The sequence below is a fragment of the Paraburkholderia sp. 22099 genome (assembly GCF_052045835.1).
In the GTDB taxonomy this organism is placed as follows: domain Bacteria; phylum Pseudomonadota; class Gammaproteobacteria; order Burkholderiales; family Burkholderiaceae; genus Paraburkholderia; species Paraburkholderia terricola.
In genome coordinates, this window is record NZ_JBQEPU010000007.1 from 151,805 (window position 1) to 174,402 (window position 22,598).

21 protein-coding genes are annotated in these 22,598 nt (G+C 65.7%); 15 read left to right on the plus strand and 6 right to left on the minus strand.

Annotated elements, in window-relative coordinates; genetic code table 11:
* Positions 1-51 precede the first annotated feature (51 nt).
* From ACTJLC_RS09375 to ACTJLC_RS09415, 9 genes are all read left to right on the plus strand, one after another.
* On the plus strand, positions 52-1,359 hold the full coding sequence (locus ACTJLC_RS09375) for a D-amino acid dehydrogenase (RefSeq protein WP_310313856.1): 1,308 nt from the start codon (positions 52-54) through the stop codon (positions 1,357-1,359).
* A gap of 171 nt (positions 1,360-1,530) precedes the next feature.
* Positions 1,531-2,427 carry a glutamate/aspartate ABC transporter substrate-binding protein gene (locus tag ACTJLC_RS09380; protein WP_310313858.1) on the plus strand — a complete coding sequence of 299 codons (897 nt, stop codon included), beginning with the start codon at positions 1,531-1,533 and terminating at the stop codon, positions 2,425-2,427.
* Between the two features lie 101 nt (positions 2,428-2,528).
* On the plus strand, positions 2,529-3,293 hold the full coding sequence (locus ACTJLC_RS09385; RefSeq protein WP_310313863.1) for an SDR family oxidoreductase: 765 nt from the start codon (positions 2,529-2,531) through the stop codon (positions 3,291-3,293).
* A gap of 89 nt (positions 3,294-3,382) precedes the next feature.
* A complete protein-coding gene (locus ACTJLC_RS09390; protein ID WP_310313865.1) occupies positions 3,383-3,607 on the plus strand; it encodes an oxidoreductase-like domain-containing protein in 225 nt (74 codons plus the stop codon).
* 48 nt (positions 3,608-3,655) lie between these two features.
* Entirely contained in the window at positions 3,656-4,525 is an 870-nt protein-coding gene (locus ACTJLC_RS09395) for an NAD-dependent protein deacetylase (RefSeq protein ID WP_440843706.1), read from the plus strand.
* Positions 4,526-4,569: 44 nt separating this feature from the next.
* Positions 4,570-5,175: a pyridoxamine 5'-phosphate oxidase family protein gene (locus ACTJLC_RS09400; protein WP_073427267.1), complete on the plus strand. Its 606-nt coding sequence runs from the start codon at positions 4,570-4,572 to the stop codon at positions 5,173-5,175.
* 15 nt (positions 5,176-5,190) lie between these two features.
* A complete protein-coding gene (locus ACTJLC_RS09405) occupies positions 5,191-5,823 on the plus strand; it encodes a DUF938 domain-containing protein (protein ID WP_310313870.1) in 633 nt (210 codons plus the stop codon).
* A gap of 316 nt (positions 5,824-6,139) precedes the next feature.
* Entirely contained in the window at positions 6,140-7,549 is a 1,410-nt protein-coding gene (gndA, locus tag ACTJLC_RS09410) for an NADP-dependent phosphogluconate dehydrogenase (protein ID WP_154872581.1), read from the plus strand.
* Between the two features lie 263 nt (positions 7,550-7,812).
* On the plus strand, positions 7,813-8,130 hold the full coding sequence (locus ACTJLC_RS09415) for a DUF4148 domain-containing protein (protein WP_073427270.1): 318 nt from the start codon (positions 7,813-7,815) through the stop codon (positions 8,128-8,130).
* Positions 8,131-8,293: 163 nt separating this feature from the next.
* On the opposite strand, the gene ACTJLC_RS09420 is transcribed toward ACTJLC_RS09415, so the two are convergent.
* Both ACTJLC_RS09420 and ACTJLC_RS09425 read right to left on the minus strand, forming a co-directional pair.
* Positions 8,294-9,040, minus strand: coding sequence for a DUF2968 domain-containing protein (locus tag ACTJLC_RS09420; RefSeq protein ID WP_154872582.1), 747 nt, complete (start codon positions 9,038-9,040; stop codon positions 8,294-8,296).
* A gap of 165 nt (positions 9,041-9,205) precedes the next feature.
* On the minus strand, positions 9,206-9,526 hold the full coding sequence (locus tag ACTJLC_RS09425; RefSeq protein ID WP_073427272.1) for a hypothetical protein: 321 nt from the start codon (positions 9,524-9,526) through the stop codon (positions 9,206-9,208).
* Positions 9,527-9,765: 239 nt separating this feature from the next.
* Between ACTJLC_RS09425 and ACTJLC_RS09430 the strand changes: the two genes are divergently transcribed.
* The 3 genes from ACTJLC_RS09430 to ltaE all read left to right on the plus strand — a co-directional run bounded on the left by ACTJLC_RS09430 (position 9,766) and on the right by ltaE (position 12,241).
* Entirely contained in the window at positions 9,766-10,077 is a 312-nt protein-coding gene (locus ACTJLC_RS09430) for a cupin domain-containing protein (protein WP_073427273.1), read from the plus strand.
* A 158-nt stretch (positions 10,078-10,235) separates the two neighbouring features.
* Complete coding sequence (locus ACTJLC_RS09435; RefSeq protein WP_154872583.1) at positions 10,236-11,006, plus strand: peptidoglycan DD-metalloendopeptidase family protein; 771 nt, start codon at positions 10,236-10,238, stop codon at positions 11,004-11,006.
* Positions 11,007-11,233: 227 nt separating this feature from the next.
* Positions 11,234-12,241 (plus strand): low-specificity L-threonine aldolase, encoded by a 1,008-nt coding sequence (gene ltaE / locus ACTJLC_RS09440; RefSeq protein ID WP_154872584.1) that lies wholly within the window; start codon positions 11,234-11,236, stop codon positions 12,239-12,241.
* Positions 12,242-12,364: 123 nt separating this feature from the next.
* Here the strand turns inward: ltaE and ACTJLC_RS09445 are convergent, their stop codons facing one another.
* On the minus strand, positions 12,365-13,732 hold the full coding sequence (locus ACTJLC_RS09445; protein WP_083081273.1) for an MFS transporter: 1,368 nt from the start codon (positions 13,730-13,732) through the stop codon (positions 12,365-12,367).
* 767 nt (positions 13,733-14,499) lie between these two features.
* Between ACTJLC_RS09445 and ACTJLC_RS09450 the strand changes: the two genes are divergently transcribed.
* The gene (locus ACTJLC_RS09450) at positions 14,500-16,953 is read left to right on the plus strand and encodes a glycogen/starch/alpha-glucan phosphorylase (protein ID WP_073427277.1); all 2,454 of its coding nucleotides are present in this window, start codon (positions 14,500-14,502) and stop codon (positions 16,951-16,953) included.
* A gap of 123 nt (positions 16,954-17,076) precedes the next feature.
* Here ACTJLC_RS09450 and ACTJLC_RS09455 read toward each other — a convergent pair whose 3' ends face one another.
* The 3 genes from ACTJLC_RS09455 to ACTJLC_RS09465 all read right to left on the minus strand — a co-directional run bounded on the left by ACTJLC_RS09455 (position 17,077) and on the right by ACTJLC_RS09465 (position 19,609).
* On the minus strand, positions 17,077-18,168 hold the full coding sequence (locus ACTJLC_RS09455) for a hypothetical protein (protein ID WP_073427278.1): 1,092 nt from the start codon (positions 18,166-18,168) through the stop codon (positions 17,077-17,079).
* Between the two features lie 298 nt (positions 18,169-18,466).
* Positions 18,467-18,853, minus strand: a complete 387-nt coding sequence (locus ACTJLC_RS09460) for a DUF6232 family protein (protein WP_073427279.1) — start codon at positions 18,851-18,853, stop codon at positions 18,467-18,469.
* Positions 18,854-18,991: 138 nt separating this feature from the next.
* Positions 18,992-19,609 carry a TetR/AcrR family transcriptional regulator gene (locus ACTJLC_RS09465; protein WP_073427280.1) on the minus strand — a complete coding sequence of 206 codons (618 nt, stop codon included), beginning with the start codon at positions 19,607-19,609 and terminating at the stop codon, positions 18,992-18,994.
* A gap of 237 nt (positions 19,610-19,846) precedes the next feature.
* Here ACTJLC_RS09465 and ACTJLC_RS09470 point away from each other — a divergent pair, with 237 nt between their 5' ends.
* Together ACTJLC_RS09470 and ACTJLC_RS09475 are read left to right on the plus strand one after the other, a co-directional pair.
* Complete coding sequence (locus ACTJLC_RS09470; protein WP_073427281.1) at positions 19,847-21,367, plus strand: efflux transporter outer membrane subunit; 1,521 nt, start codon at positions 19,847-19,849, stop codon at positions 21,365-21,367.
* Positions 21,368-21,383: 16 nt separating this feature from the next.
* Complete coding sequence (locus ACTJLC_RS09475) at positions 21,384-22,598, plus strand: HlyD family secretion protein (protein ID WP_114164257.1); 1,215 nt, start codon at positions 21,384-21,386, stop codon at positions 22,596-22,598.

Genomic DNA, 22,598 nt, shown 5'->3' on the forward strand with positions numbered 1-22,598 from the left:
TCCCGCCGACGTCTTAACCCTGGGTTATGGAGCCGTGCATCTGCTCATTTGATGCGCGTATTTCGTCGCGCCACACTCGCGGTGAACGGATTCCTCGAGGGTGTGGTTGCTATGCGCGTGTGTGTACTCGGTGCGGGCGTGGTGGGTTTGACGAGCGCCTATCAATTGGCGCGCGACGGCCACGACGTGACGATTCTGGAAGGCCGCGACGGCGCCGCGCTCGAAGCGAGCTTCGCGAACGGCGGCCAGTTGAGCTATAGCTATGTCGCGCCGCTTGCCGATCCTTCGGTGTTGCCGCATCTGCCCGCGTGGCTGTTGCAAGGCGATTCCGCGTTGCGTTTCGTGCCGCGCCTCGATCCTCGGCAATGGCGCTGGTGCCTGTCGTTTCTGCTCGCATGCCGCGGCGGCCGCGCGCGCCAAACGGCCGTGGAAATGCTGCGATTGGGTGCGTTGAGCCGCGAGGCGTTGCACGAACTCGTGCAGCGCGAGTCGATCGATTTCAATTACGTGCGTAACGGCAAGCTCGTCGTCTATCGCGATGCGAATGCATTCGACGCGGCGCGCCGCAAGATGGATTTTCTGCAAGCGGCCGGTTCCGAACAGCGCGCCCTCGACGCCGCCGCTTGCGTGGCGCTCGAGCCCGCATTGGAACACGCGCGGCCCTTGCTGGCGGGCGGTATTCACACGCCCTCGGAAGAGGCCGGCGATTGCCATCGGTTCAGCGTGGCGCTCGCCGGCGTGCTGAACACGCGATACGGCGTGGCGATTCGCTACGAGACGCCGGTTCATTCGTTCGTCACCGAGCGCGGCGCGGCGCTTGCCGTGCGCACGCCGCGCGGCGAGATTCGCGCCGATGCATTCGTGGTCGCATTGGGCAACGGCAGCGCGCCGTTGCTGCGTGCGCTCGGCATGCGTCTGCCGATGTATCCGCTCACCGGCTACAGCCTGACGATACCCGTCGCGCCCGGGCACGCGCCGCGCGTGAGCGTGACCGATCTGCATCGCAAGGTGGTGTATGCGCCGCTCGGCGAGCGCTTGCGGATTGCGGGCATGGTCGAAATCGCCGGCATGGATGTGACGCGGCGCGACCGGCGCCTCGACCTGCTCAAGCGCCAGGCGCAGGAAATTTTCCCCGCCGCCGGCAACTACGCCGCCGCGCAGACCTGGTGCGGCCACCGTCCGGCCACGCCCGACAGCAAGCCGCTCATCGGTCCCACGCGGTATCGCAACCTGTGGCTGAACACCGGCCACGGCGCGCTCGGCTTCACGCTGGCGTGCGGCAGTGCGCGCCTGATCGCGGATGCGATCGCGGGCCGCGCGCCGCCGCTCGAACCCGGCGCTTATGCATGGCCACGCTGAGCGCGGCATACCTCGCATCATGTTTCGATTGCAACGATCCGGCTGCACCCATACAACCGCCGCATAACCGCCGCATAACCGCCGCATAACCGCCGCATAACCGCCGCATAACCGCCGCATAACCGCCACACAACCGCCACACGCCGCTTCGGCACAACCCAAGGAGATGCCATGAAACTTGCAGCAGCACTCACCACGATCGCCATCGCCACGAGCTTCGCCGGCACCGCGCGCGCCGAGGAACCGAGCGCCACACTGAGAAAGATCCGCGACACCGGCGTGATTTCGCTTGGCGTACGCGAATCGTCGGTGCCGTTTTCTTACTACGATGAACAGCAGCAAGTGATCGGCTATTCGCAGGCGATCGCGCTGAAGATCGTCGACGAGGTGAAGAAGGAACTGAACCTGCCGAACCTCAAGGTGAAGGAAGTGCCGATCACGTCGCAGAACCGGATTCCGCTGGTGCAGAACGGCACCATCGACATCGAATGCGGTTCGACCACGCACACGAAGGAGCGCGACAACCAGGCGGCGTTTTCGAACAGCTTCTTCCAGTACGGCGTGCGGATGATCGTGAAGAAAAGCTCGGGCGTGAAGGACTTTCCCGACCTCGCGGGCAAGACCGTGGTGACCACGGCGGGCACGTCGGAAGAACGCCTGCTGCGGCAGATGAACAACGAGAAGGGCATGAACATGCGCCTCATCAGCGCGAAAGATCATGCCGAATCCTTTCTCAATGTAAAGACCGGCCGCGCCGTGGCATTTGTGATGGACGATCCGCTGCTGTATGGTGCTAAGGCCAAGGAGGCGGACGCGAACGACTACCTGATCACCGGCAACTCGCCGATGTCCGAGGTGTATGGCTGCATGTTCCGCAAGGACGACCCCGGCTTCAAGAAGCTCGCCGACGGCGTGATCGCGCGGCTGCAAACCTCGGGCGAGGCGGCGGCTATGTACCAGAAGTGGTTCACGCAGCCGATTCCGCCCAAGGGCATCAACCTCAACTATCCGCTCTCCGCGGATATGAAGTCGCTGTTCGCGAACCCGAACGACCGCGCGCTGGATTGACCGCTCGTCGAGCGAACGCTCGACGAAGCCGGGGCGTCGAGGCCGGCAGGTTCGCGTGCGGCGAGTTGGCCAATCGAATCTGCAAGCAAAGGAGACGTGCTGTGACGGGAACGGGAAGCAAAAAAGTCGCACTGGTGACGGGCGCGGGCAGCGGCATCGGCCGCGCGTGCGCGCTGCGGCTGGTGGAGCACGGCTATAGCGTCGTGCTGGCGGGGCGTCGTCAGGCGCTGCTCGATGCTGTCGTCGAGGCAGCACGGCCGCTCGGCGGCGAGGCGCTGGCCGTGGCGTGCGACGTGACCGACGCCGCGAACGTCGCCGCGCTGTTCGATACGATCCGCGAACGGCATGGGCGGCTCGACGTGCTGTTCAACAACGCGGGCCGCAGCGGTTCGCCCGTCGATATCGACGAACTCGATATCGACGAATGGCGCTCCGTGGTCGACACCAACCTCACCGGCGTGTTTCTCTGCACGCGCGCGGCGTTCGGTCTGATGAAGACACAGAGCCCGCGCGGCGGGCGCATCATCAACAACGGCTCGATCTCGGCGCATGCGCCGCGGCCGAACAGCATCGCGTACACGGCCACCAAGCACGCGATCACCGGCCTCACGAAAGCCGTCTCGCTCGACGGCCGCAAATACGACATCGTGTGCGGGCAGATCGACATCGGCAACGCGGCCACCGAGATGGCCGAGCGGATGGCGCGCGGCATCGTGCAGGCGAACGGCGAAATCGCGGTCGAGCCGCTGATGGACGTTCAGCACGTCGCCGACGCGGTGCTGCATATGGCGCAATTGCCGCTGTCGGCGAACGTGCAGTTCATGACCATCATGGCGAGCAAGATGCCGTTCGTGGGCCGGGGCTGACGGCTGTCTTGACGACCGCGGGCTGAAAGCGCGGCGCGGCGGATCAACTTATACTGACTGCTTCCCGCCACTTCGGAAAGCGATTCGCCGTGCCCCGAGCCACATCCAGGGACGACCCGCCGCCGGTGCCGCCCGTGCGGCCCGATCTCGACGATTGTTGTCACAGCGGCTGCAATCCGTGTGTCTTCGATCTCTACGATGAAGCGCTCGAACGCTATCAGGCCGCGCTTGCCGAATGGCAGGCGCGGCAAGCACGGCAGGCAAGCAAAGCGGCGCAAGCAAGACAGGGCAAGCCGCGCGCGCCGCGCCGTTAGTCAGCGTTCCGGTTCCACGCGAAGGCCGCAGTCCTACCACGTCCCGTCATGAGCGAACTTCAGCCCGCACACATCGAAACCATCAACGCATCGCATACGCTCGACGATCTGCATGACTTCGTGCAGCGTTATCCGCGTCTGTTCGTGCTGACCGGCGCGGGCGTCAGCACCGACTCCGGCATTCCCGGCTATCGCGACGACAACGGCGAATGGAAGCGCTCGCCGCCGATCACGTTGCAGGAATTTCTCGGCACGGCCGGCATGCGCCAGCGCTACTGGGCGCGCAGCATGGTCGGCTGGCCGGTGGTCGCAGAGGCGCAGCCGAATGCCGCGCATACCGCGCTGGCCCGCCTCGAAGCGGCGGGCCGCGTGCGGGCGCTGGTCACGCAGAACGTCGACGGCCTGCATCAGCGGGCGGGCAGCCGCGAGGTGATCGAACTGCACGGCGGCATCGACGGCGTAACGTGTCTGGACTGCGGCATGCGGCACGCGCGCGCGTCGATTCAGCAGACGCTCGAAGCCGACAATCCCGCGCTCCTGAACATTACCGCCGAAACCGCCGCCGACGGCGACGCGCATCTCGAATGGCACGATCTCGAAGCGTTCCGCATTCCGGCGTGTTCGAACTGCGGCGGCTTGCTGAAACCCTCGGTGGTGTTCTTCGGCGAAAGCGTGCCGCGCGAGCGGGTCGACGCGGCCTCGCAGGCGCTCGACGCGGCGGATGCGCTGCTGGTGGTCGGCTCCTCGCTGATGGTCTACTCGGGCTATCGCTTCTGCGTGTGGGCGCAGAAGCAGGGCAAGCCGATCGTCGCGATCAATCTCGGGCGCACGCGCGCCGATTCGCTGCTGTCGCTGAAAATCGCGGCGCCGTGCGCCGATGCCTTGACCGCGCTGGCCGGTCGCCTTGCGCTGGATTGACCGGGCCGTCCGAACGAAGAACAACCGCCATCAAAGGAACGCAGATGTTGACCACGATTGAACAGCTCGAAGCGCGCTACGGCCAGCCGAATGAACGCTCCGTGCGCAAGGAGATCGCCTACGTCAATGAAGACTATCGCGCCTTTATCGAGGTCGCGCCGTTCGTCGTGCTGGCCACCGCGGGACCGGACGGCCTCGATTGTTCGCCGCGCGGCGACACGCCGGGTTTCGTGCGTATCGTCGACGAACGCACGCTCGCGCTGCCGGATCGCATCGGCAACAATCGTATCGACAGTCTGCGCAACATCATCGTCAATCCGCATCTGGCGCTGTTGTTCATCATTCCGGGCGTCGGCGAAAGTTTGCGCGTGAATGGCCGCGGTCGCATTTCCGACGATCCGGCCATGCTGAACAGTTTCGCCGTCGAAGGTAAACTGCCGCGCACCGTGCTGCTGATCGACGTCGACGCGGTGTATTTTCATTGCTCGAAGGCGCTGGTGCGCTCGAAACTATGGGACCCGGCGCATCATGTCGAACGGTCCCGGCTGCCGAGCGCGGGTGAAATTCTCCGGCGCGTCAGCGGCGCGAATTTCGACGCCGCCACTTACGACCGCGAACTCGCCGAAAGAGTGCGCACGTCGTTGTACTGAACCCAAAGCCTGAACATGACGAATCCCCAAGCGGCGCTGCGGCAACATTCGCCTTCCGCGGAACGCAACCGCGAACCGATCCTCGCCGTGCTGCGCACGGTGCTGCCGGCCACCGGCCGCGTGCTCGAAATCGCGAGCGGCACGGGGCAGCACGCGGTCTGCTTCGCCGGCGCCTTGCCGGGCCTCGACTGGCAGCCGAGCGATCTCGATGCGCAAGCACGGGCGTCGATTGCCGCGTGGGTGGCGCACGCGGGGTTGGCGAACGTGCGCGCGCCGCTCGCGCTCGACGTGCATCAGCCGGATTGGGGCGTGGACGCGCTCGACGCCGTGGTCTGCATCAACATGATTCATATCTCGCCGTGGAGCGCGGCGCAGGCGCTCTTTGCGGGCGCGGGCAATCGGCTCGTGGACGGCGGCGTGCTGTATCTGTACGGCCCTTACAAGCGCGGCGGCGCGCATACCTCGCCGAGCAACGACGCGTTCGACCGGCAATTGCGCAGCCGCGACCCCGCGTGGGGCGTGCGCGACATGGAAGCGGTGATCGCGTTGGGCGCCGCGGCGGGACTCGAGTGCGACGAGCCGATCGCGATGCCGGCCAATAACTTCAGTCTGGTGTTCAGAAGACGGCGGGGCGCGGTGCGGGGCTGAGATACGTTCGTTGGCGGGCATGCGCACGTTGCGTCTTGCGCTGGCTCGTGTCGGGCACGAACTCATGCGGCAATGCGGACGCACGGCAAGGGTGCTGCAAGAAGCACCGCCGCAATGGCCCGCTTCCGCAAGCAATCGCGAAAGGCGAACCGCAACAACCAACCGCAACAAACACCGCACTCGGCAAAAAAACTTCCGTCCGCTGCCCGCCATCAAGCGGCAAGCCGGCATTTCTTTTATGCTTTCACCCTCGACGCTCCGCCGATGTTCATTCCGGCGCGGCGTCACGACATTTTTTGGACTCTGGAGAATTCACATGGGCAAACAGGCAATCGGCGTGGTGGGGCTGGCGGTCATGGGCCGCAATCTGGCGCTCAACATCGAGAGCCGCGGCCACGCGGTGTCGGTCTACAACCGTAGCCGCGAGAAAACCGACGAACTCATCGCCGAATATCCGGGCAAGAAACTGGTGCCGGCCTTCACGCCGGAAGAGTTCGTGGAGTCGCTCGAAAAACCGCGCCGCATTCTGCTGATGGTCAAGGCAGGCGAGCCCACCGACGCCACCATCGCCCAGCTCAAACCGCTGCTGGACAAGGGCGACATTCTGATCGACGGCGGCAACACGCATTTCACCGACACGATCCGCCGCAATCAGGAACTGGCGAAGGCCGGCCTGCACTTCATCGGCACGGGCGTGTCGGGCGGCGAGGAGGGCGCGTTGAAAGGCCCGTCGATCATGCCGGGCGGCCAGCGCGACGCCTACGATCTGGTGGCGCCGATCCTCACCGAAATCGCCGCCAAGGCGCCGGACGGCGAGCCGTGCGTCGCCTACATGGGACCGGACGGCGCGGGCCACTTCGTGAAGATGGTGCACAACGGCATCGAATACGGCGACATGCAACTGATCGCCGAAAGCTATGCGGTGCTCAAGCAGGTGGTCGGCCTCTCGAACGAAGAACTCGGCAAGGTCTATACCGAGTGGAATCAGGGCGAGCTCGACAGCTATCTGATCGAAATCACCTCGAAGATTTTCAGCAAGAAAGACGAGGAAACCGGCAAGGACCTGGTGGACGTGATCCTCGACCGCGCCGCGCAGAAGGGCACCGGCAAGTGGACCAGCCAGAATGCGCTCGACCTCGGCGCACCGCTGCCGCTGATCACGGAGGCTGTGTTCGCGCGCGTGCTGTCGTCGCTGAAAGATCAGCGCGTCGCCGCGAGCAAGCTGCTGGAAGGGCCGGCGGCGAAGCCGCTCGGCGTCGAGCGCGACGCGTTCGTCGAATCGGTGCGCCGCGCGCTGTATTTCAGCAAGGTGATTTCCTACGCGCAAGGTTTCGCGCAACTGCGCGCGGCGTCGCAAGAGTACAAGTGGGATCTGGACTTCGGCACGATCGCGAAGATTTTCCGCGCCGGCTGTATCATCCGCGCCCGCTTCCTGCAGAAGATCACGGACGCCTATGCGAAAGACAAGGCGATCGCCAACCTGCTGCTCGATCCGTACTTCCGCGACATCGCGAAGAACTATCAGTCGGCGTTGCGCGAGGTCGTGGTGGCCGCGATCAATGCGGGCGTGCCGGTGCCGGCTTTCGCGTCGGCGGTGGCGTATTTCGACGCGTATCGCTCGGAGCGCCTGCCGGCGAATCTGGTGCAGGCACAGCGCGATTTCTTCGGCGCGCACACGTTCGAGCGCACCGACAAGCCGGGCAGCTTCCACGCGAACTGGAACTGAGGGTTCGAGCAGGGGACCGGCGGGCGCTTGCGATAAGGGCGCGCCGGGCCGCGCGAGCGGTTCAGATCGGGTGCCGATTGTTGCCCAACCTTGCCGGCCAGATAGCGGAACTGCCGGACTCGGCCGCTACTGTTGCAATAATCGAAATTGAGTTTCGTCGTTTAAGGGGTTTCCCCTAGATGTCGACCCTCCTAAACTTCTTCTCAAGCGCTACGGGATAACAAGCCCAAAGCGATTCAAAACAAGTTCTGGAGGTTTACATCATGAAGACGCTCATTTCCGCCGTTGTCGTCGCCGCCGCCCTGGCCGCTCCTGTCGCATCGTTTGCTCAATCGAATCAGCCGGTCACGCGCGCTCAAGTCCGCGCCGAACTGGTGCAACTCGAAAAGGCCGGCTACAACCCCACGGGCGATCACATCGACTACCCGGCTAACCTGCAAGCCGCGCAAGCACGTGTCGATGCGCAAAACGGCACCACTCAAGCGGTCAACAGCGGCTACGGCGCGCCGATCGCCGGCAGCTCGCAAGCCGGCCGTCCGGTGAGCGGCAACGACCGTAACTCGGTCTACTTCGGCAACTGATTCGCGCTGAAGAGACTTGTAGAAACACCGCCGTCAACAGGCGGTGCGCGTTAATAAAAACGCCGACCGGTTTTGCCGGCCGGCGTTTTGCTTTTTGTCGTTTGCAGCGCTCGTCAACGCCGAGTCCCGCAGTCGGTTTCAAGCACCGGTTTCAAGCGCCGGTTCAGCGATTCGGCAGATGCGGAATCGCTTCATTGCTCGTCAGGCTGAGCTGGTGAATCTGCCGGTGCGCCTTGTTCAGATGCGCCTGCGCGGCCACGCGCTGCGCCTCGAGTTGCGACACTTCCTTGTGTACCTGATGCTGCCGGTTCGACACCGCATGCTCCTGCGCGCCGCGTCGCTGAAGATCGTTGCGCAGCCTTTCGGCCTGCGCCTCGGAGCGAGCGATCAGGCGCGCCAACTGTTCGTTCTGCGCTTCCAGTTGCGCGCGGCGCGTTTCGCCTTCCGAGAGCCGCGTCGCCTGTTCCTCGAAATGAAGGAAGGCGGTTTCGGCGGCTTCGAGATCGGCGGCCTTGAGCGCGCGCCACAGCGAGCCGTCCTGATACAGCGCGACGTAGTACGTCAGCTCCTTCGCGTGGAATAGCAGGCTGACCGAGTAGTCGAAGCTGCGGAAAACCCGGAACGGCGTCAGCGCTTCCTCCTCGGCGAGCCATTCGATGTCTGCCGTATCGGCGATCTGCACGCCGCGCGCGCTGACCTGCGACGGCACCACCTGCACTTGCCGCAAGGTCGTCACCGGACGCATGGGCGTGGGCGTCGGCGGTGCCCCGGGCGTGACGCCGGCCGCCGCGGCCAGCGCCGCTTCTTCCCTGTCGTCGGGCGAGACGCGGGCGGCGGTGTTTTCCCGCTCGATCTGCACGAGATGCGATGGGCCTGTCAGCACGCTGCGGCGGTTCAGGAAAGTTTTCACGGCGGTTCCTCCGGTTGACTCGCTACAACCCGCGAATGGCGCCGACGGTGAAACTGCCGGCTGCTCCGCGGTGCGAGCGGTGAGCGAAATCTGGCGGACCGGCGACGTTGTCGGCGGGACGCCGGCCGTGCGCGGGCAGCGCGGATGCGAGCCGCGAGCGCGGGCCTAATGCAGCGTACGTTGCCGGCGGGCGATGTCCTCGAACAGCGCGTCGCTCGGCTCCAGGGCAAGCAGCCAGGACTCGTCGTAGCCGCTCAGATTGTCGAGCGCCTCGCGCAGCCGCTCGATCGCGACGGCGGGAATCTCGACGCTCGCCTGCACGCCGCTCGACAACCTCGCGATGCTCGCCAACTGCACCAGCGCGTCGGCGGCCTCGGCCACGTCCGCGGCAAAAACCAGGTGCGTGTTCAGCAACTCGACCAAACCGGGCGATGACGTCACATCGTCGACGTTGAGCTGCACGGCCAGAAAGGTGGCGTTGTTCATCCTCAAATTCCTCGCGAGATTCGTGGTTCGCCGGCAGGCGTCTTGCATATTTGACTGAGTATAGGCGAGGGTCCGGATGATTCAATGCTCACAGGAATGAAGCCCGCCTGGCCGGGCGCGCCAATCCCTGGACCTTATAATGGGGCCAGCAGAAACGCCGGATCGCGGCGGGGCGGGCCACCCGTCATGCCCGCCGCATGATGAACCACGGCGTTGCATTTTTTCGAGCATCCATTGCCATGAAGATCATTCGCAGCAAGAGCTTCACCGCGACGCGCGCCTGGGGCGCGCTCGATATCGCCAACATGGGCGGCATCACGACGCGCCTGCACTGGACCGACCAGCCGTACAAGTGGCACGTCAACGACGGCGAGGAAGTGTTCGCCGTGCTCGACGGTCGCGTGGAGATGCGCTACCGGGAAGGCGGCGTCGAGCAGTCGACCGTGCTGGAAACCGGCGATGTGTTCTACGCGTCGGTGGGTACGGAGCACGTGGCGCATCCGCTCGGCGCGGCGCGCATTCTGGTGGTGGAGGCGGAGGGCAGCGTGTGAGCGCCCATGCGGCGACGCCGTGTCGCCGCGGTTGCAAACGTAGCCGGCGGCATAATGGCGGGTTGCCGCTCACGCCCGCGCCCACGCCCGCGCGCCGGGCGGCACGGCAAATGCTGGGCTGATTGAATCCGATTGAATCAACATGTCGAGGACATCACATGACAGGACACTGGCGATTGACGGGGACCCGAATGCTGACCGTGGTCGCGCTCGGCGCGATGTTCACGGGCTGTACGAGCATGCCGTGGGACAGCACGCCGTTCTATGGCAATGCGCCCGCCCGCCCGACCACCCTCAACACGGTCCCGGTGCCGGCCGGTTTCTATCGCGTCAATCCGGGCGATACGCTGGCGGGCATCGCCTCGGCGTATGGGCATAAGCCGCAGGATATCGCCGCGTGGAACGGGCTCGCCGCGAACGCCATCGTCAATCCGGGCCAGGTGCTGCGCGTGTCTCCGCCGATGGCGTCCGGCAGTGTCGTGACGCCGCCTGTCGGCGTCGCCGGTCCGAATGCGCCGGCCGCGCCGGCCGGCCCCACGGCTTCCGGCGCGCCGCAACAAGGCGTGCTGCTGTGGCCGCTGCGTGGACCGGTGCTGAAAACGTTCGCGCCCGGCAGATCGAACGGCATCGTGATCGGCGGCCGTCCCGGCGATCCGGTCAAGGCGGCCGCCACCGGCCGCGTGGTCTATGCGGGCACGGGCATCGAAGCGTACGGTCCGCTCATCATCATCAAGCACGACGACTCCCTGATCACCGCCTACGGGCAGAACAGCACGCTGCTCGTCAAGGAAGGCGACGCGGTCGCGCAAGGGCAAACCATCGGCGAAGTCGGGGTGGACGGCCGCGGCGTGGCGTCGATCCAGTTCGAGGTCCGCCAGAACGGCCAACCCGTCGATCCGCTGGCGTGGCTGCCGAGGTCGGGCGGGTAAGCGAAGTGCAAGGTTCTGCTCGCCCGAGCCCGGCTGGGCCAGGGCGAGGGCGAGGGCGAGGGCGGCATGAGCGTGCGGCACGCGAGAACCTTGCGCCATGCGTCACCCCTTCAGCGTGAGTCCAGGCGCTGCGTCGCTTAAATAATTTGAATACACTGTGTGGCTTCGCAGCCGGCGCGCCGGCTGCGATCGGCTGTCATCCCTAGATAGACGCACAGGAATTCACCATGATCGATTTGCGCAGCGATACCGTAACCCGTCCGACCCCGGCCATGCTCGCGGCCATGTCGGCTGCCGAAGTGGGCGACGACGTCTGGGGCGACGACCCCACCGTGCTGCGCCTGCAGGCAAGCGTCGCGGAGCGCGCCGGCAAGGAGGCGGGGCTGTTCTTCCCGAGCGGCACGCAAAGCAATCTGGCGGCGTTGATGGCGCACTGCGCGCGCGGCGACGAATACATCGTCGGGCAACTGGCGCACACCTATAAGTACGAGGGCGGCGGCGCGGCGGTCCTCGGCAGCATCCAGCCGCAGCCGCTCGAAAACGCCGCCGACGGTTCGATCCCGCTCGACAAGATCGCCGCCGCGATCAAGCCGATCGACAACCACTTCGCGCGCACGCGCCTGCTGGCGCTGGAGAACACCATCGGCGGCAAGGTGCTGCCCGAGGGGTATGTCGCCGAGGCGGTGCAACTCGCGCGTCAACGCGGCCTGTCGGCCCACCTCGACGGCGCGCGCGTCTACAACGCGGCGGTCGCGTCGGGCAAGCCGGTCGCGGCGCTGTGCGAGCCGTTCGATTCGGTCTCGATCTGTTTCTCGAAGGGGCTCGGCGCGCCGGTGGGCTCGGTGCTGGTCGGCAGCCACGCGCTGATCGAGGTGGCGCACCGCTGGCGCAAGGTGCTGGGCGGCGGCATGCGCCAGGCCGGCGTGCTGGCGGCGGCGTGCCTGTACGCGCTGGATCACAACGTCGAGCGTCTCGCCGACGACCACGCGAACGCCGCCCACCTGGCGGCCGGGCTCGAAGCGATCGAGCCGGTCAAGGTGCAGTCGGTCGCGACCAACATGGTGTTCGCGCAGTTTCCGCAGCAGCATTGCGCGCCGCTCGAAGCGTGGCTGAAGGAGCGCGGCATTCTCACGCAGATGCTGTACGCGTCGCGATTCGTCACGCACAAGGATGTGTCGCGTGCCGATATCGATACGTTTGTCGCCGCGGTGAAGGGGTATTTCGCGGCGCGGTGAGCGAAGAGACGCATGCTTCTCGAGGCCGGGATCTGAAAAGTCCGCCGGGAGGAACCGTTATCCGAACGAGAGCATGAGCATTCAAAAGCGGGCGCACTGTCACAGCAGTACGCCCGCTTTTTCTTATTTCGCCGACGCTTGCACATGCGCCCCCGCGCGATGCGACGGCGCCAGCAGCCGCAGTCCGCTCGCGAGGCTCGCCGCGCCGGCGAAGAAGGCGCCGGCCGCCAGCGCGAGCGTCGGACCATGCCGTCCGGCGATACCGAAGCTCAACGCGACGAGCGCCGCGCCGGTGGTTTGCCCGAGCAGCCGCGCGGTCGCGACGATTCCGCTGGCGCCGCCGCTGCGCTCGGGCGGCGCGCTCGCCATCAACGCCTTCAGGTTCGGCGATTGAAAGAAGCCGAAGCCCGCGCCGCAGATCGCCATGCGGATGCCGATGTCGAGCACGTGCGGATGCACCGGCAAGAGCGCGAGCGACGCCATTCCCGCCGACATCACCGCGAGGCCGATCGCGCCTAGCAGTCCGGGCGGATAGCGGTCGGACAGACCGCCCGCCAGCGGCGCGGCCAACGCCACCACCACCGGCCACGGCGTCATCAGGAAACCAGTCTCGACCTGGCTGCGATGCAGCACGTCCTCGAAGTAAAAGGGCAGCGAGACGAACGCGAGCCCTTGCGCGGCGAACGAGCACACGGCGGTCAGCGCGGACAACGCGAACACCGGCCGCTTGAACAGATCGACGGGCAGCATCGGCGCCGGATGACCCGTTTCACGCCGGATCAGCAACAGCCCGAATATCACGGCGACCGCCGCCGCGCTCAGCACGACTTGCGCCGGCGCGCGCTGGGCCGCCTCGCCGAGCGCGAAGATCAGCGCGGCAAAGGTGATGACGTTGAGCAGCGCCGCGACCGGGTCGAAGTTGTGCGTGCCGCGTTCCGTGTGCGGCAACGCGGGCCACGCGAAGCCCAACGCCAGTAGGCCGAGCGGCACGTTGACCGCGAACAGCCACGGCCATGCGGCCACAGAAAGAATCAGCGATGCCACCGTCGGCCCGACCGCGAACGACACGCCGACGATCAGCGCGTTGGTGCCGAGGCCGCGCCCGAGCCGATGCGGCGGATAAAGATAGCGGATCAGCGCGGTGTTGACGCTCATGATCGCGCTCGCGCCGAGCCCTTGCAGCACGCGCGCGGCGGTGAGCATCGGCAGCGTCGAGGCGAGCGAGCAGACGAGCGACGCCAGCGTGAACAGCGCGATGCCGCCGATATAAATCCGCCGATGCCCGACGATGTCGCCGAGCGCCGCGAGCGGCAACAGCGTCGCGACCATCGCGAGCTGATACGCGTTGATGATCCACACCGACGCCGCGGGCGCGGCGTGCAAGTCCGCCGCGATGGCGGGCAAGGCGGTGTTGGCGATCGCGGTGTCGAGCGTGGCGAGCGCGACCGCGAGCATGATCGCGGCCATCGCGCGGCGGTTGGCGGCGGACATGGGGCCGTCTGCCGGAAGGATTGGGACGGCGGTGGCGCTGTTCTCTGACAAGGCGTGGCTCGGCGGGTAGGCATGCCGATGCGCGGCATGGTCGAGGATGCGGCGCGCAGGTGGCAGGGTTACGTGGAGAGGCGCGCGCATGACCCAGGTGCAGCGTTCGAGGCGAGCCGCGCGGCGAATGTAGCGATTGTTACAGAGTCGTGGAAATCGTGCTGGGAGATGGGGAGATGGGGAGATGGGGAGATGGGGAGTGGAGGAAGTGGGCGGCGCGCGGTTGCGCCTTGCGCTGTTGCAACTAACGGCCAGGCCCGCCTCGCGTCCGCGAATCGGCGCGCGCGCCGCGCCATCGCAAGCCGCTTTGGCACAACCTGTCACTCAACGATGACAGCCCGATTCGAGCACGGCTTGCGGCGATCGGCTCATTCATCCCCGCGTCACCCATGCGGAAAATAATCGAACTGCGTTGCGCCCTATGCGCCCTATGCGCCCCATGCGCCCTTGACCGCCCGCAATCGTTTGCCTGCTTTGCGGGCCGATGCACGTGCGCAGTGCTGCGCCCGTGCCGCTTGCACCGCCTGCGTGCGCAAAACCCGCGCGCCGGCGGATGACGGCGGGCATGGCATGTGCGTGAACACGCGCTCGCGCTTGCCGGTGTCCGCGAGCCGTAAAATGTCCTACTCTCTTTTTTAACCCGCCTGACCGGCACGCGCCTCCCGCCCGTCATCTGTGCGGTCCGCGCATGCCGCGTCTTTTTACCGGAGGCTTCGATGACAGCCGTCGATCTGGAATTCGACCAGCTCAACAGTACCGTCGACGCGCTACGGCGCTCAATTTCCAATCGCATGATGTATGGCGTCGGCAAGGACGCCGTCACCGCCCATCCGCATGACTGGCTGCATGCCGCCGCGCTCGCCGTGCGCGACCGGCTGGTCGCGCGCTGGATGAAAACCACGCGCCTGCAATACGAACAGGACGTGAAACGCGTCTACTACCTGTCGATGGAATTCCTGATCGGCCGGACCTTCACGAACGCGCTGCTCGCGCTCGGCATCCACGATCAGATGAAGGAAGCGCTCGCGAGTCTCGGCGTGGACATGGAAGCGCTCACCGATATCGAGCCGGACGCCGCGCTCGGCAACGGCGGCCTGGGCCGGCTCGCGGCCTGCTTCCTCGATTCGATGGCGACGCTCGGCATTCCGGGCTTCGGCTACGGCATCCGTTACGAGTACGGCATGTTCCGTCAGGAAATCGTCAACGGCGAGCAGGTCGAGGCGCCGGACTACTGGCTGCGCGCGGGCAATCCGTGGGAGTTTCCGCGGCCCGAGATCAAGTACATGGTGCACTTCGGCGGGCGCACCGTGCAGCGTGGCGAACACGTGGAATGGATCGACACCGAGCACGTGAACGCGACCGCCTACGACACCGTCATCCCCGGTTATGCGACGGACGCGACCAACACGCTGCGCCTGTGGTCGGCGCGCGCGACCGACGAACTCGACCTCGGCGCGTTCAATCGCGGCGACTACCGCAATGCGGTCGACACGAAGAACATGTCGGAGAACGTCTCGCGCCTGCTCTATCCCGACGACTCGACGCCCGCGGGCCGCGAACTGCGGCTGCGCCAGGAATATTTTTTCGTCTCGGCGACCATGCAGGATCTGATTCGCCGCTATCAGCGCACGCACAGCACCTTCGGGCGCTTCTCCGAAAAGGTCGCGGTGCATCTGAACGATACGCACCCGGTGCTCGCGATTCCCGAACTGATGCGTTTGCTCGTGGACGTTCATCACCTGCCGTGGGACAAGGCGTGGCATCACGTCACGAAGATCTTCTCGTACACGAACCACACGCTGATGCCCGAGGCGCTCGAAACATGGGACGTCGAGATGCTCGCGCGCCTGTTGCCGCGACATCTGGAGATCATCTTCGAGATCAACGCCGGCTTTCTCAAGCATGTGAGCGAGCAGTCGGGGCATGATGCCGAGATGATCCGCCGCATTTCGCTCGTCGACGAATATGGGCAGCGGCGCGTGCGAATGGCCTATCTGGCGATCGTCGCGAGCCACAAGGTGAACGGCGTCTCCAAGCTGCATTCGCAACTGATGACGCGCGACATCTTCGCCGACTTCGCGCGCATCTATCCGGACCGCTTCACCAACGTGACCAACGGCATCACGCCGCGCCGCTGGCTCGCGCAAGCGAGTCCGTCGCTGTCGTCGCTGATCGATCAGCAGATCGGCCGGCATTGGCGCAGCAATCTGTTCGACCTCGAACAACTGCGCGAGCTGCGCGGCGACAGCGCGTTCGTCGAGGCTTTCCGCGAGGCGAAGCGGCAGAACAAGCTGCGGCTCGTGCAGCGGCTCGCGCATCACACGAAGCTGCATTTCGATCCCGACGCGCTGTTCGATCTGCAGGTCAAGCGCATTCACGAATACAAGCGGCAACTGCTGAACGTGCTGCACGTGATCGTGCGCTACAACCAGATTCGCGCGAACCCGGAACGCGACTGGGTGCCGCGCGTGGTGATGTTCGCGGGCAAGGCGGCGTCCGCGTACCGGATGGCGAAGACGATCATCAAGCTGATCGGCGACGTGGGGCAGACGATCAATCACGACCCGCTGGTGGGCGACCGCCTGAAGGTGGTGTTCGTGCCGAACTACGGCGTGAGCGTGGCGGAGCTGATCATTCCGGCGGCCGATCTGTCGGAGCAGATTTCGATGGCCGGCACGGAAGCGTCGGGCACCGGCAACATGAAGCTGGCGCTCAACGGCGCATTGACGATCGGCACGATGGACGGCGCGAACATCGAAATTTGCGATGCCGTGGGGCGCGAGAACATCTTCATCTTCGGCCACACCGCCGACGAAGTGGACAGCCTGCGCGCCACCGGCTACCGGCCGCGGCAACTCTACGAGGAAAATCCCGAACTGCGCATGGCACTCGACCAGATCCGCACGGGTTTTTTCTCGCCTGACGATCCGCTGCGCTTTTCGGACATCTTTCACACGCTGGTCGACTGGGGCGATCACTACATGGTGCTCGCCGACTTCGCCGCGTTCGCCAAGGCTCAGCGCGAAGTGGATGCGCGCTTCGTCGACAAACGCGCGTGGACTGAAAGCGCGATCGAGAACGTCGCGGGCATGGGGCAGTTTTCGTCGGACCGCACGATCGGCGAATATGCGCGCGATATCTGGCGGGTGAGTCCGCTCGATATGGCGTGATTTGAAGGCAGGGTTGCGCGGATTATGTTCCGCGCGCTCGCATGAAAAACAAAGGCCGTGCGATTTTTCGCACGGCCTTTGTTCTTTATCGCCCGCTGAATATCGCCGAGCGTTTACCGAATGTCACTGCACGAGCGTCTCGGTCTCGCTCGCGGCATACAGGCCCAACTGCCCGCGCGGGAAATCGAACAGCACGTCGATGTTCTGCATGCCCATCAGGCCGATCACGATACGGTTGGCGCCCGGCTTTGCCTTGACGATCTCGACTTGCGCGTCCTGATAGCGATGCAGCCATTTGCCCGTGCCGAGCGCCACGTTGTAGTTGCCCTGATTGAGCACCTTGCCCACTTCGTCGTCACCGGTCCAGTTCGGCGCCTTGTCCATTTCGACGCGGATCATCTGCGTGCTGGCGGTGGCGAACACCAGCGGCGCGCAAAAGGTCATCCTGTCGCCGACGTTCACGCAGGCTCGCGGCCATTGCGCCGTGCCGTCTTTCGAGACCGTCATCGGCACCATCGTGTAGTCCTTCGTGAGCGCGTTCGACGGACTCAGCACCAGATACGGCTTGGTGAAGTTCGCATGCACCAGGTACCGCTGACCGATGTTGCCGGGCAATGCGCGCAGCGGTTGCGTGCAGCAGTTGTCGTCCGCTTGAGCCGCGCCGACGCCGAACAGGCCCGAGAACGCCCAGCCGAATTCGGCGGTGTAGCCGTCCATTCCCACGCAGCGCCGCGCGTTTTCCTGGCACTTCACCTGGTCGACCGCCTGCGCGTCGATCTGCGCCGGCTTCGTACCCGCGATGCTGAACGGCACCTTGACCGCCGCGCCGGAAATCTGCGCGCCGTTCGTGAGCGGCAGCGAACTCGCCGGGCCGGCGTTCGGATAGCTCCTGCCGGGCAGGACCGACTTCAACACGCGCACGCCTTGTGTGCCGGTATCGAGCGCCAGATACACCGGCTTGCCGTCGATCTGGACAGGCAGGCCGAGGCGTGCGTGACCCTGATCGGCGCGTTCCACTTGCAGCGGAATCAGCAGGCCGTCGTTGCCGTTGTTGATCAGCGCGGCAGTCGAGGCGGGCGGGGTGGGAACCGGGAACGTCGTGGAGCAGCCGCTCAGCGCGACGAGCGCGCCGGTGACGGCGAGCGCCGCGGCGCCCAGATGACGGAAACGATGAAGCGGGTGCCGGCGTGCGGCATCGGGAGACGACAGGGACATAGGATCACGCTTTGTAAAAATGCGGGTCCCTGGCGAAGGCGATGCATCGTGAGCTGACCGGTAGACGGCACTGAGACAGCACGGGCGGCAATCTCAGTGGATTGCCGCGGTGTCAAGCGGGGAAACCGGGACGCTTGCGGGGCCTGCGGGGCGGGAACACGCGATGAGAGGAGCGGCGACTCTACACGGCCACCCAAGCTCAATTGCAAAGATGTGTCGACGTTTGCGGGTGAGCCGCGCGGCTGGCGACGCGCCTGCGCAAACATTGATCCAGGTCAAGCATCCCCTGGACGACGACTCAAGCGTTAGGCGCTGCCTCCGCCTTCGCTTCGTCCACGGCCGCGCCGACGCGCTCGACGAACTCGCGATCGGTGCTCGACAGCGCCTCGCGCTCGCCGTTGGCGGTTTGCACCATCAGACGATGCGTGACGTCCTGGGTCAGCCACGTGAGCCAGCCCACCACGATCAGCATCGTGCCGCAGACCATGCCCGCCGGCGAATTCAGAATCCCGCCGGCAAGCGCGCCGACGACACCGACGAGCGAGATCGCGCGCGGCAAGACCTTGTTCTTCTGCACGGTGACGACCTGCACGCTCACGATGTCGCGCAGCGGAAAAACCTGACCGGCGGACGAGAGTGCGTTGCGCGTGACCGACACGCCACGATCATTGAAGGGAGTTTCCATCGAGTTCGATGCAAGCAGTTGCGAAGGGCGCAGCGTACCAGAGTTTGAACGCCGGAAATCGTGCGACTTTCTCGCCGCCGTTACCGGCCGAACGGCAGGAAGAGCCCATCAGGATGCCGGGTTTCGGAGGATCGGGGCCTAGCGGCTTTTTTCGGTGCTGCCGCCATAGGCAGCCATGAAAACGTCCAGCGCCCGGTTCACCACTTGCGTAATGTTGCGTGCCGACGTGTCCGTCGGCACGCCGAGAAGACACAGCTCAGCCAGCTCGGCTTCGAATAGCGCGCGAAGATGCGCCGTCGCGACCGTGACATTGCATTTGCGCAAGTGGCCCGCTTCGCACGACTGCTGCAGGAAGTTCGCCACCGTTTGCCAGCCGAGTTTCGGTCCGCGTTCGTAAAACAGCGCGCCCACATGCGAGCGGCCGCCTTCATGAATGGCGAGGCGCCGTACCGCGAGCAACTGCGGCTTGAGGATGGCGATCAGATAGTGCTTGCCGAAGCTCGTCAGCGCCTCGCGGATCGGCACCGATGTCTTGAGCAGCGCGAACGCCCCTTTGATTTCGTGCGCGGCGCACTCGTGCATCACTTCGAAGAACATCTCTTCCTTCGACTGGAAATAGCCGTACAGCGTCGCCTTGGACGCGCCGGCCCGCGCCGCGATGTCGGACATCGACGCCTGCTCGAAGCTTGTTTCGCTGAACACCTCAAATGCGGCGTCGACGATCGCCTGCCGCTTTTCTTCCGTTTTCTTTCTCATTCCCGAGGCTTTCCTGTGCTTTGCCGGAAGGTTCATGAAATCTGTCCGTGCGTGATGTTACCAAAGGCCGTTGCCGGACTTCGCCCCTAAAAACTGAACCGGTCAGTTTATTTTAGTTGACACGCCAACATCCGCATAACTAAACTGCACGGTATTGTTAAGGACGAGACTGAGATCGTGAAAGAAGCTGCGGTAATCGGAGAGAGGGCGCGTTCGGCACGAACCGCGAAACCGGCCATGACGCTCGTCGCGGCGCTTGTCGTCAGCGTGCTGGCGAGCGCGTGCGCGCAATTTCCCGACATGCCGCCAAAGCCGTCGCCAAAGGATGCGGGCCGCTACGAGAGCGCGCGCAGTTTCGGCACGGGCGCGGGCGAGGACGCGCCATCCACATGGCCCACGGAACAATGGTGGCTGCGCTACAACGATGCGCAGTTGAACGCGCTGATCGCCGAAGCGTTGAAGGGCGAGCCGACCCTGGCCACCGCGCAGGCGCGTCTGCACAATGCCGAAGCGTCGGCGCAGGAAGCGGGCGCCGCGCTGTTGCCTGAAGTCAGCGCGCAAGGGTCGGTCGAAAAGCAGAAGCAGAGTTACAACAACGGCGTGCCGCCCGCCTTCGTGCCGCGCGGCTGGCGTCCATACGGCTCCGCCGAACTCAACTTCAGCTACGAGATCGACTTCTGGGGCAAGAATCGCGCGTCGCTTGCCGCCGCCACGTCGGAGCTCGACGCGGCGCGCGCCGATGCTGCCCAGGCTCGCATGGTGCTGGCGGCGTCGATTGCCGATGCGTATGCGGATCTCGCGCGCCAGTTCGCCGAACGCGACAGCGCAGAAGCGGCGGTCAAGGTACGCACGCAGTCCGCGCAACTGTTCGCCGAACGCTTCGCCAACGGACTGGAGACGCAGGCCGGCGTCAAGCAGGCGGAATCGAAGCAGCAAAGCGCGCGCGCCGATCTTTTCGAACTCGACGAATCGATCGCGCTCACCCGCAACCGGATTGCCGCGCTGATGGGCGACGGTCCCGACCGTGGCCTCGCCATCGGCCGTCCGGCGGTGGATCTGGCGCAGCCGGCCGGCATGCCCGCCGACCTCGCGCTCGGCCTGCTGGGCCGCCGTCCCGACGTCGTGATCGCCCGCTTGCGCGCGGAAGCCGCGAGCAAGCGGATCGACGTCGCCAAGGCCGGCTTCTATCCGAACGTGAACCTCTCCGCGATGATCGGCTTCCAGTCGCTCGGCCTGAACATGCTGACGCGCGCGGGTTCGGCGGTCGGCAATGTCGGACCGGCCGTCACGCTGCCCATCTTCAACGGCGGCCGCTTGCGCGGCGAGTTGCGCGGCGCGCGCGCGAATTACGAGGAAGCCGTCGCCAACTACGACGAAACGCTGACCAAGGCGCTGCGCGACGTCGCCGATGTCGCCGTCAGCAAACGCGCGCTCACCGACCGGTTGCAGGCGACGCAAGCGTCGTACGACGCGGCCGCGCAATCGCATCGCGTGGCGCTCGAGCGCTATCAGGGCGGACTGTCCGGCTATCTCGACGTGCTGAGCGCCGCCGACACGCTGGTGAGCGCGGAGCGCCAGCTCGCCGACATGCGCTCGCGCACCTTCACGCTCGACGTTTCGCTCGTGCGCGCGCTCGGCGGCGGTTATCAGGTTGACGCGCAGGCCAACGCACCGGCCAATGCACCAACCACCACGCCGTCCGCCGCCGCAACGAACCCCGAAGCGAACCCCCAAGCGAACCCGAAAAATCAAAGCTGATCCCAAGGACCAGAACATGTCTCAAAGCCATTCCCCCGCGGCCGACGCGCCGTCCATGCCGAGCGCCGACCATTCGACCTATGCCGGCGAGAAGACCACAACGGCCGCCGCGCCCGTCGCTCGCCGCCAGAAGCTGTTCGCCTTGCTGGGCGCCGTCATCGTGCTGGCCGGTCTCGCGTATGGCGGCTACTGGTACTTCATCGGCTCGCGTTACGTGTCGACCGACAACGCGTACACCGCGGCCGAGATCGCGTCGATCACCCCGTCGGTGAGCGGCATCGTGCAGCGCGTCGCCGCGGTCGACACGCAGCATGTCCGCAAGGGCGACGTGCTCGTCGTGATCGACGACACCGATGCGAAGCTCGCGCTCGAACAGGCCGAAGCCGAAGTGGGGCGCGCCGAGCGCAAGGTGCGCGGCTACCTCGCGACCGACGCCGGGCTCGCCGCCCAGGTGGCGGCGCGCGCCGCCGACGAAGCGCGCATGAACGCGCAAATCGCGTCGGCCAAGGCCGATTTCGACCGCGCGGCGATCGACCTGAAGCGCCGCGAAGCGCTCGCGCATTCCGGCTCGGTGTCCGGGGAGGAACTCAGCAACGCGCAGACCTCGTTCGCGAGCGCCCAGGCGGCGCTGATGGCGGCCCGCGCCAACGCCTTGCAGGCGCAGGCGAGCCGTGCGGCGGCCATCGGTTCACAGGACGCCAACAAGGTGCTGTTCGCCGACACCACCGTCGACACCAATCCCGAAGTGCTGCTCGCGCGCGCAAAGCGGGACCAGGCGCGCGTCGATCTGCAACGCACGGTGTTGCGTGCGCCGGTCGACGGCGTCGTCGCGCGCCGCCAGGTGCAGGTGGGTCAGCGGGTCGAGCCGGGCGCGTCGCTGCTGTCCGTCGTGCCGGTGGATTCGCTGCACGTCGACGCGAATTTCAAGGAAGTTCAGCTCGACAAGGTGCGCATCGGTCAGCCGGTGGAACTGACGTCCGACCTGTACGGCGGCAAGATCGTCTATCACGGCAAGGTCGCCGGACTGGCCGGCGGCGCGGGCTCCGCGTTCGCGATGATTCCCGCGCAGAATGCGACCGGCAACTGGATCAAGGTGGTCCAGCGGCTACCGGTGCGGGTCGCGATCGACCCGGCCGATCTGCGCGCGCATCCGCTGGGCGTCGGCCTGTCGATGGAAGCGACCGTGGATACGCGCGACGGCGGCGTCGACAACGCGACGCCCGCAAGCTGA

Excerpts from the sequence above, each read along its gene's own strand:
- ACTJLC_RS09375 (WP_310313856.1), top strand. The coding sequence starts at position 52 with ATGCGCGTATTTCGTCGCGCCACACTCGCGGTGAACGGATTCCTCGAG.
- ACTJLC_RS09380 (WP_310313858.1), top strand. The coding sequence starts at position 1,531 with ATGAAACTTGCAGCAGCACTCACCACGATCGCCATCGCCACGAGCTTC.
- ACTJLC_RS09395 (WP_440843706.1), top strand. The coding sequence starts at position 3,656 with ATGAGCGAACTTCAGCCCGCACACATCGAAACCATCAACGCATCGCAT.
- ACTJLC_RS09400 (WP_073427267.1), top strand. The coding sequence starts at position 4,570 with ATGTTGACCACGATTGAACAGCTCGAAGCGCGCTACGGCCAGCCGAAT.
- ACTJLC_RS09405 (WP_310313870.1), top strand. The coding sequence starts at position 5,191 with ATGACGAATCCCCAAGCGGCGCTGCGGCAACATTCGCCTTCCGCGGAA.
- gndA (WP_154872581.1), top strand. The coding sequence starts at position 6,140 with ATGGGCAAACAGGCAATCGGCGTGGTGGGGCTGGCGGTCATGGGCCGC.
- ACTJLC_RS09415 (WP_073427270.1), top strand. The coding sequence starts at position 7,813 with ATGAAGACGCTCATTTCCGCCGTTGTCGTCGCCGCCGCCCTGGCCGCT.
- ACTJLC_RS09425 (WP_073427272.1), bottom strand. The coding sequence starts at position 9,526 with ATGAACAACGCCACCTTTCTGGCCGTGCAGCTCAACGTCGACGATGTG.
- ACTJLC_RS09430 (WP_073427273.1), top strand. The coding sequence starts at position 9,766 with ATGAAGATCATTCGCAGCAAGAGCTTCACCGCGACGCGCGCCTGGGGC.
- ACTJLC_RS09435 (WP_154872583.1), top strand. The coding sequence starts at position 10,236 with ATGACAGGACACTGGCGATTGACGGGGACCCGAATGCTGACCGTGGTC.
- ltaE (WP_154872584.1), top strand. The coding sequence starts at position 11,234 with ATGATCGATTTGCGCAGCGATACCGTAACCCGTCCGACCCCGGCCATG.
- ACTJLC_RS09445 (WP_083081273.1), bottom strand. The coding sequence starts at position 13,732 with ATGTCCGCCGCCAACCGCCGCGCGATGGCCGCGATCATGCTCGCGGTC.
- ACTJLC_RS09450 (WP_073427277.1), top strand. The coding sequence starts at position 14,500 with ATGACAGCCGTCGATCTGGAATTCGACCAGCTCAACAGTACCGTCGAC.
- ACTJLC_RS09455 (WP_073427278.1), bottom strand. The coding sequence starts at position 18,168 with ATGTCCCTGTCGTCTCCCGATGCCGCACGCCGGCACCCGCTTCATCGT.
- ACTJLC_RS09460 (WP_073427279.1), bottom strand. The coding sequence starts at position 18,853 with ATGGAAACTCCCTTCAATGATCGTGGCGTGTCGGTCACGCGCAACGCA.
- ACTJLC_RS09465 (WP_073427280.1), bottom strand. The coding sequence starts at position 19,609 with ATGAGAAAGAAAACGGAAGAAAAGCGGCAGGCGATCGTCGACGCCGCA.
- ACTJLC_RS09470 (WP_073427281.1), top strand. The coding sequence starts at position 19,847 with ATGACGCTCGTCGCGGCGCTTGTCGTCAGCGTGCTGGCGAGCGCGTGC.
- ACTJLC_RS09475 (WP_114164257.1), top strand. The coding sequence starts at position 21,384 with ATGTCTCAAAGCCATTCCCCCGCGGCCGACGCGCCGTCCATGCCGAGC.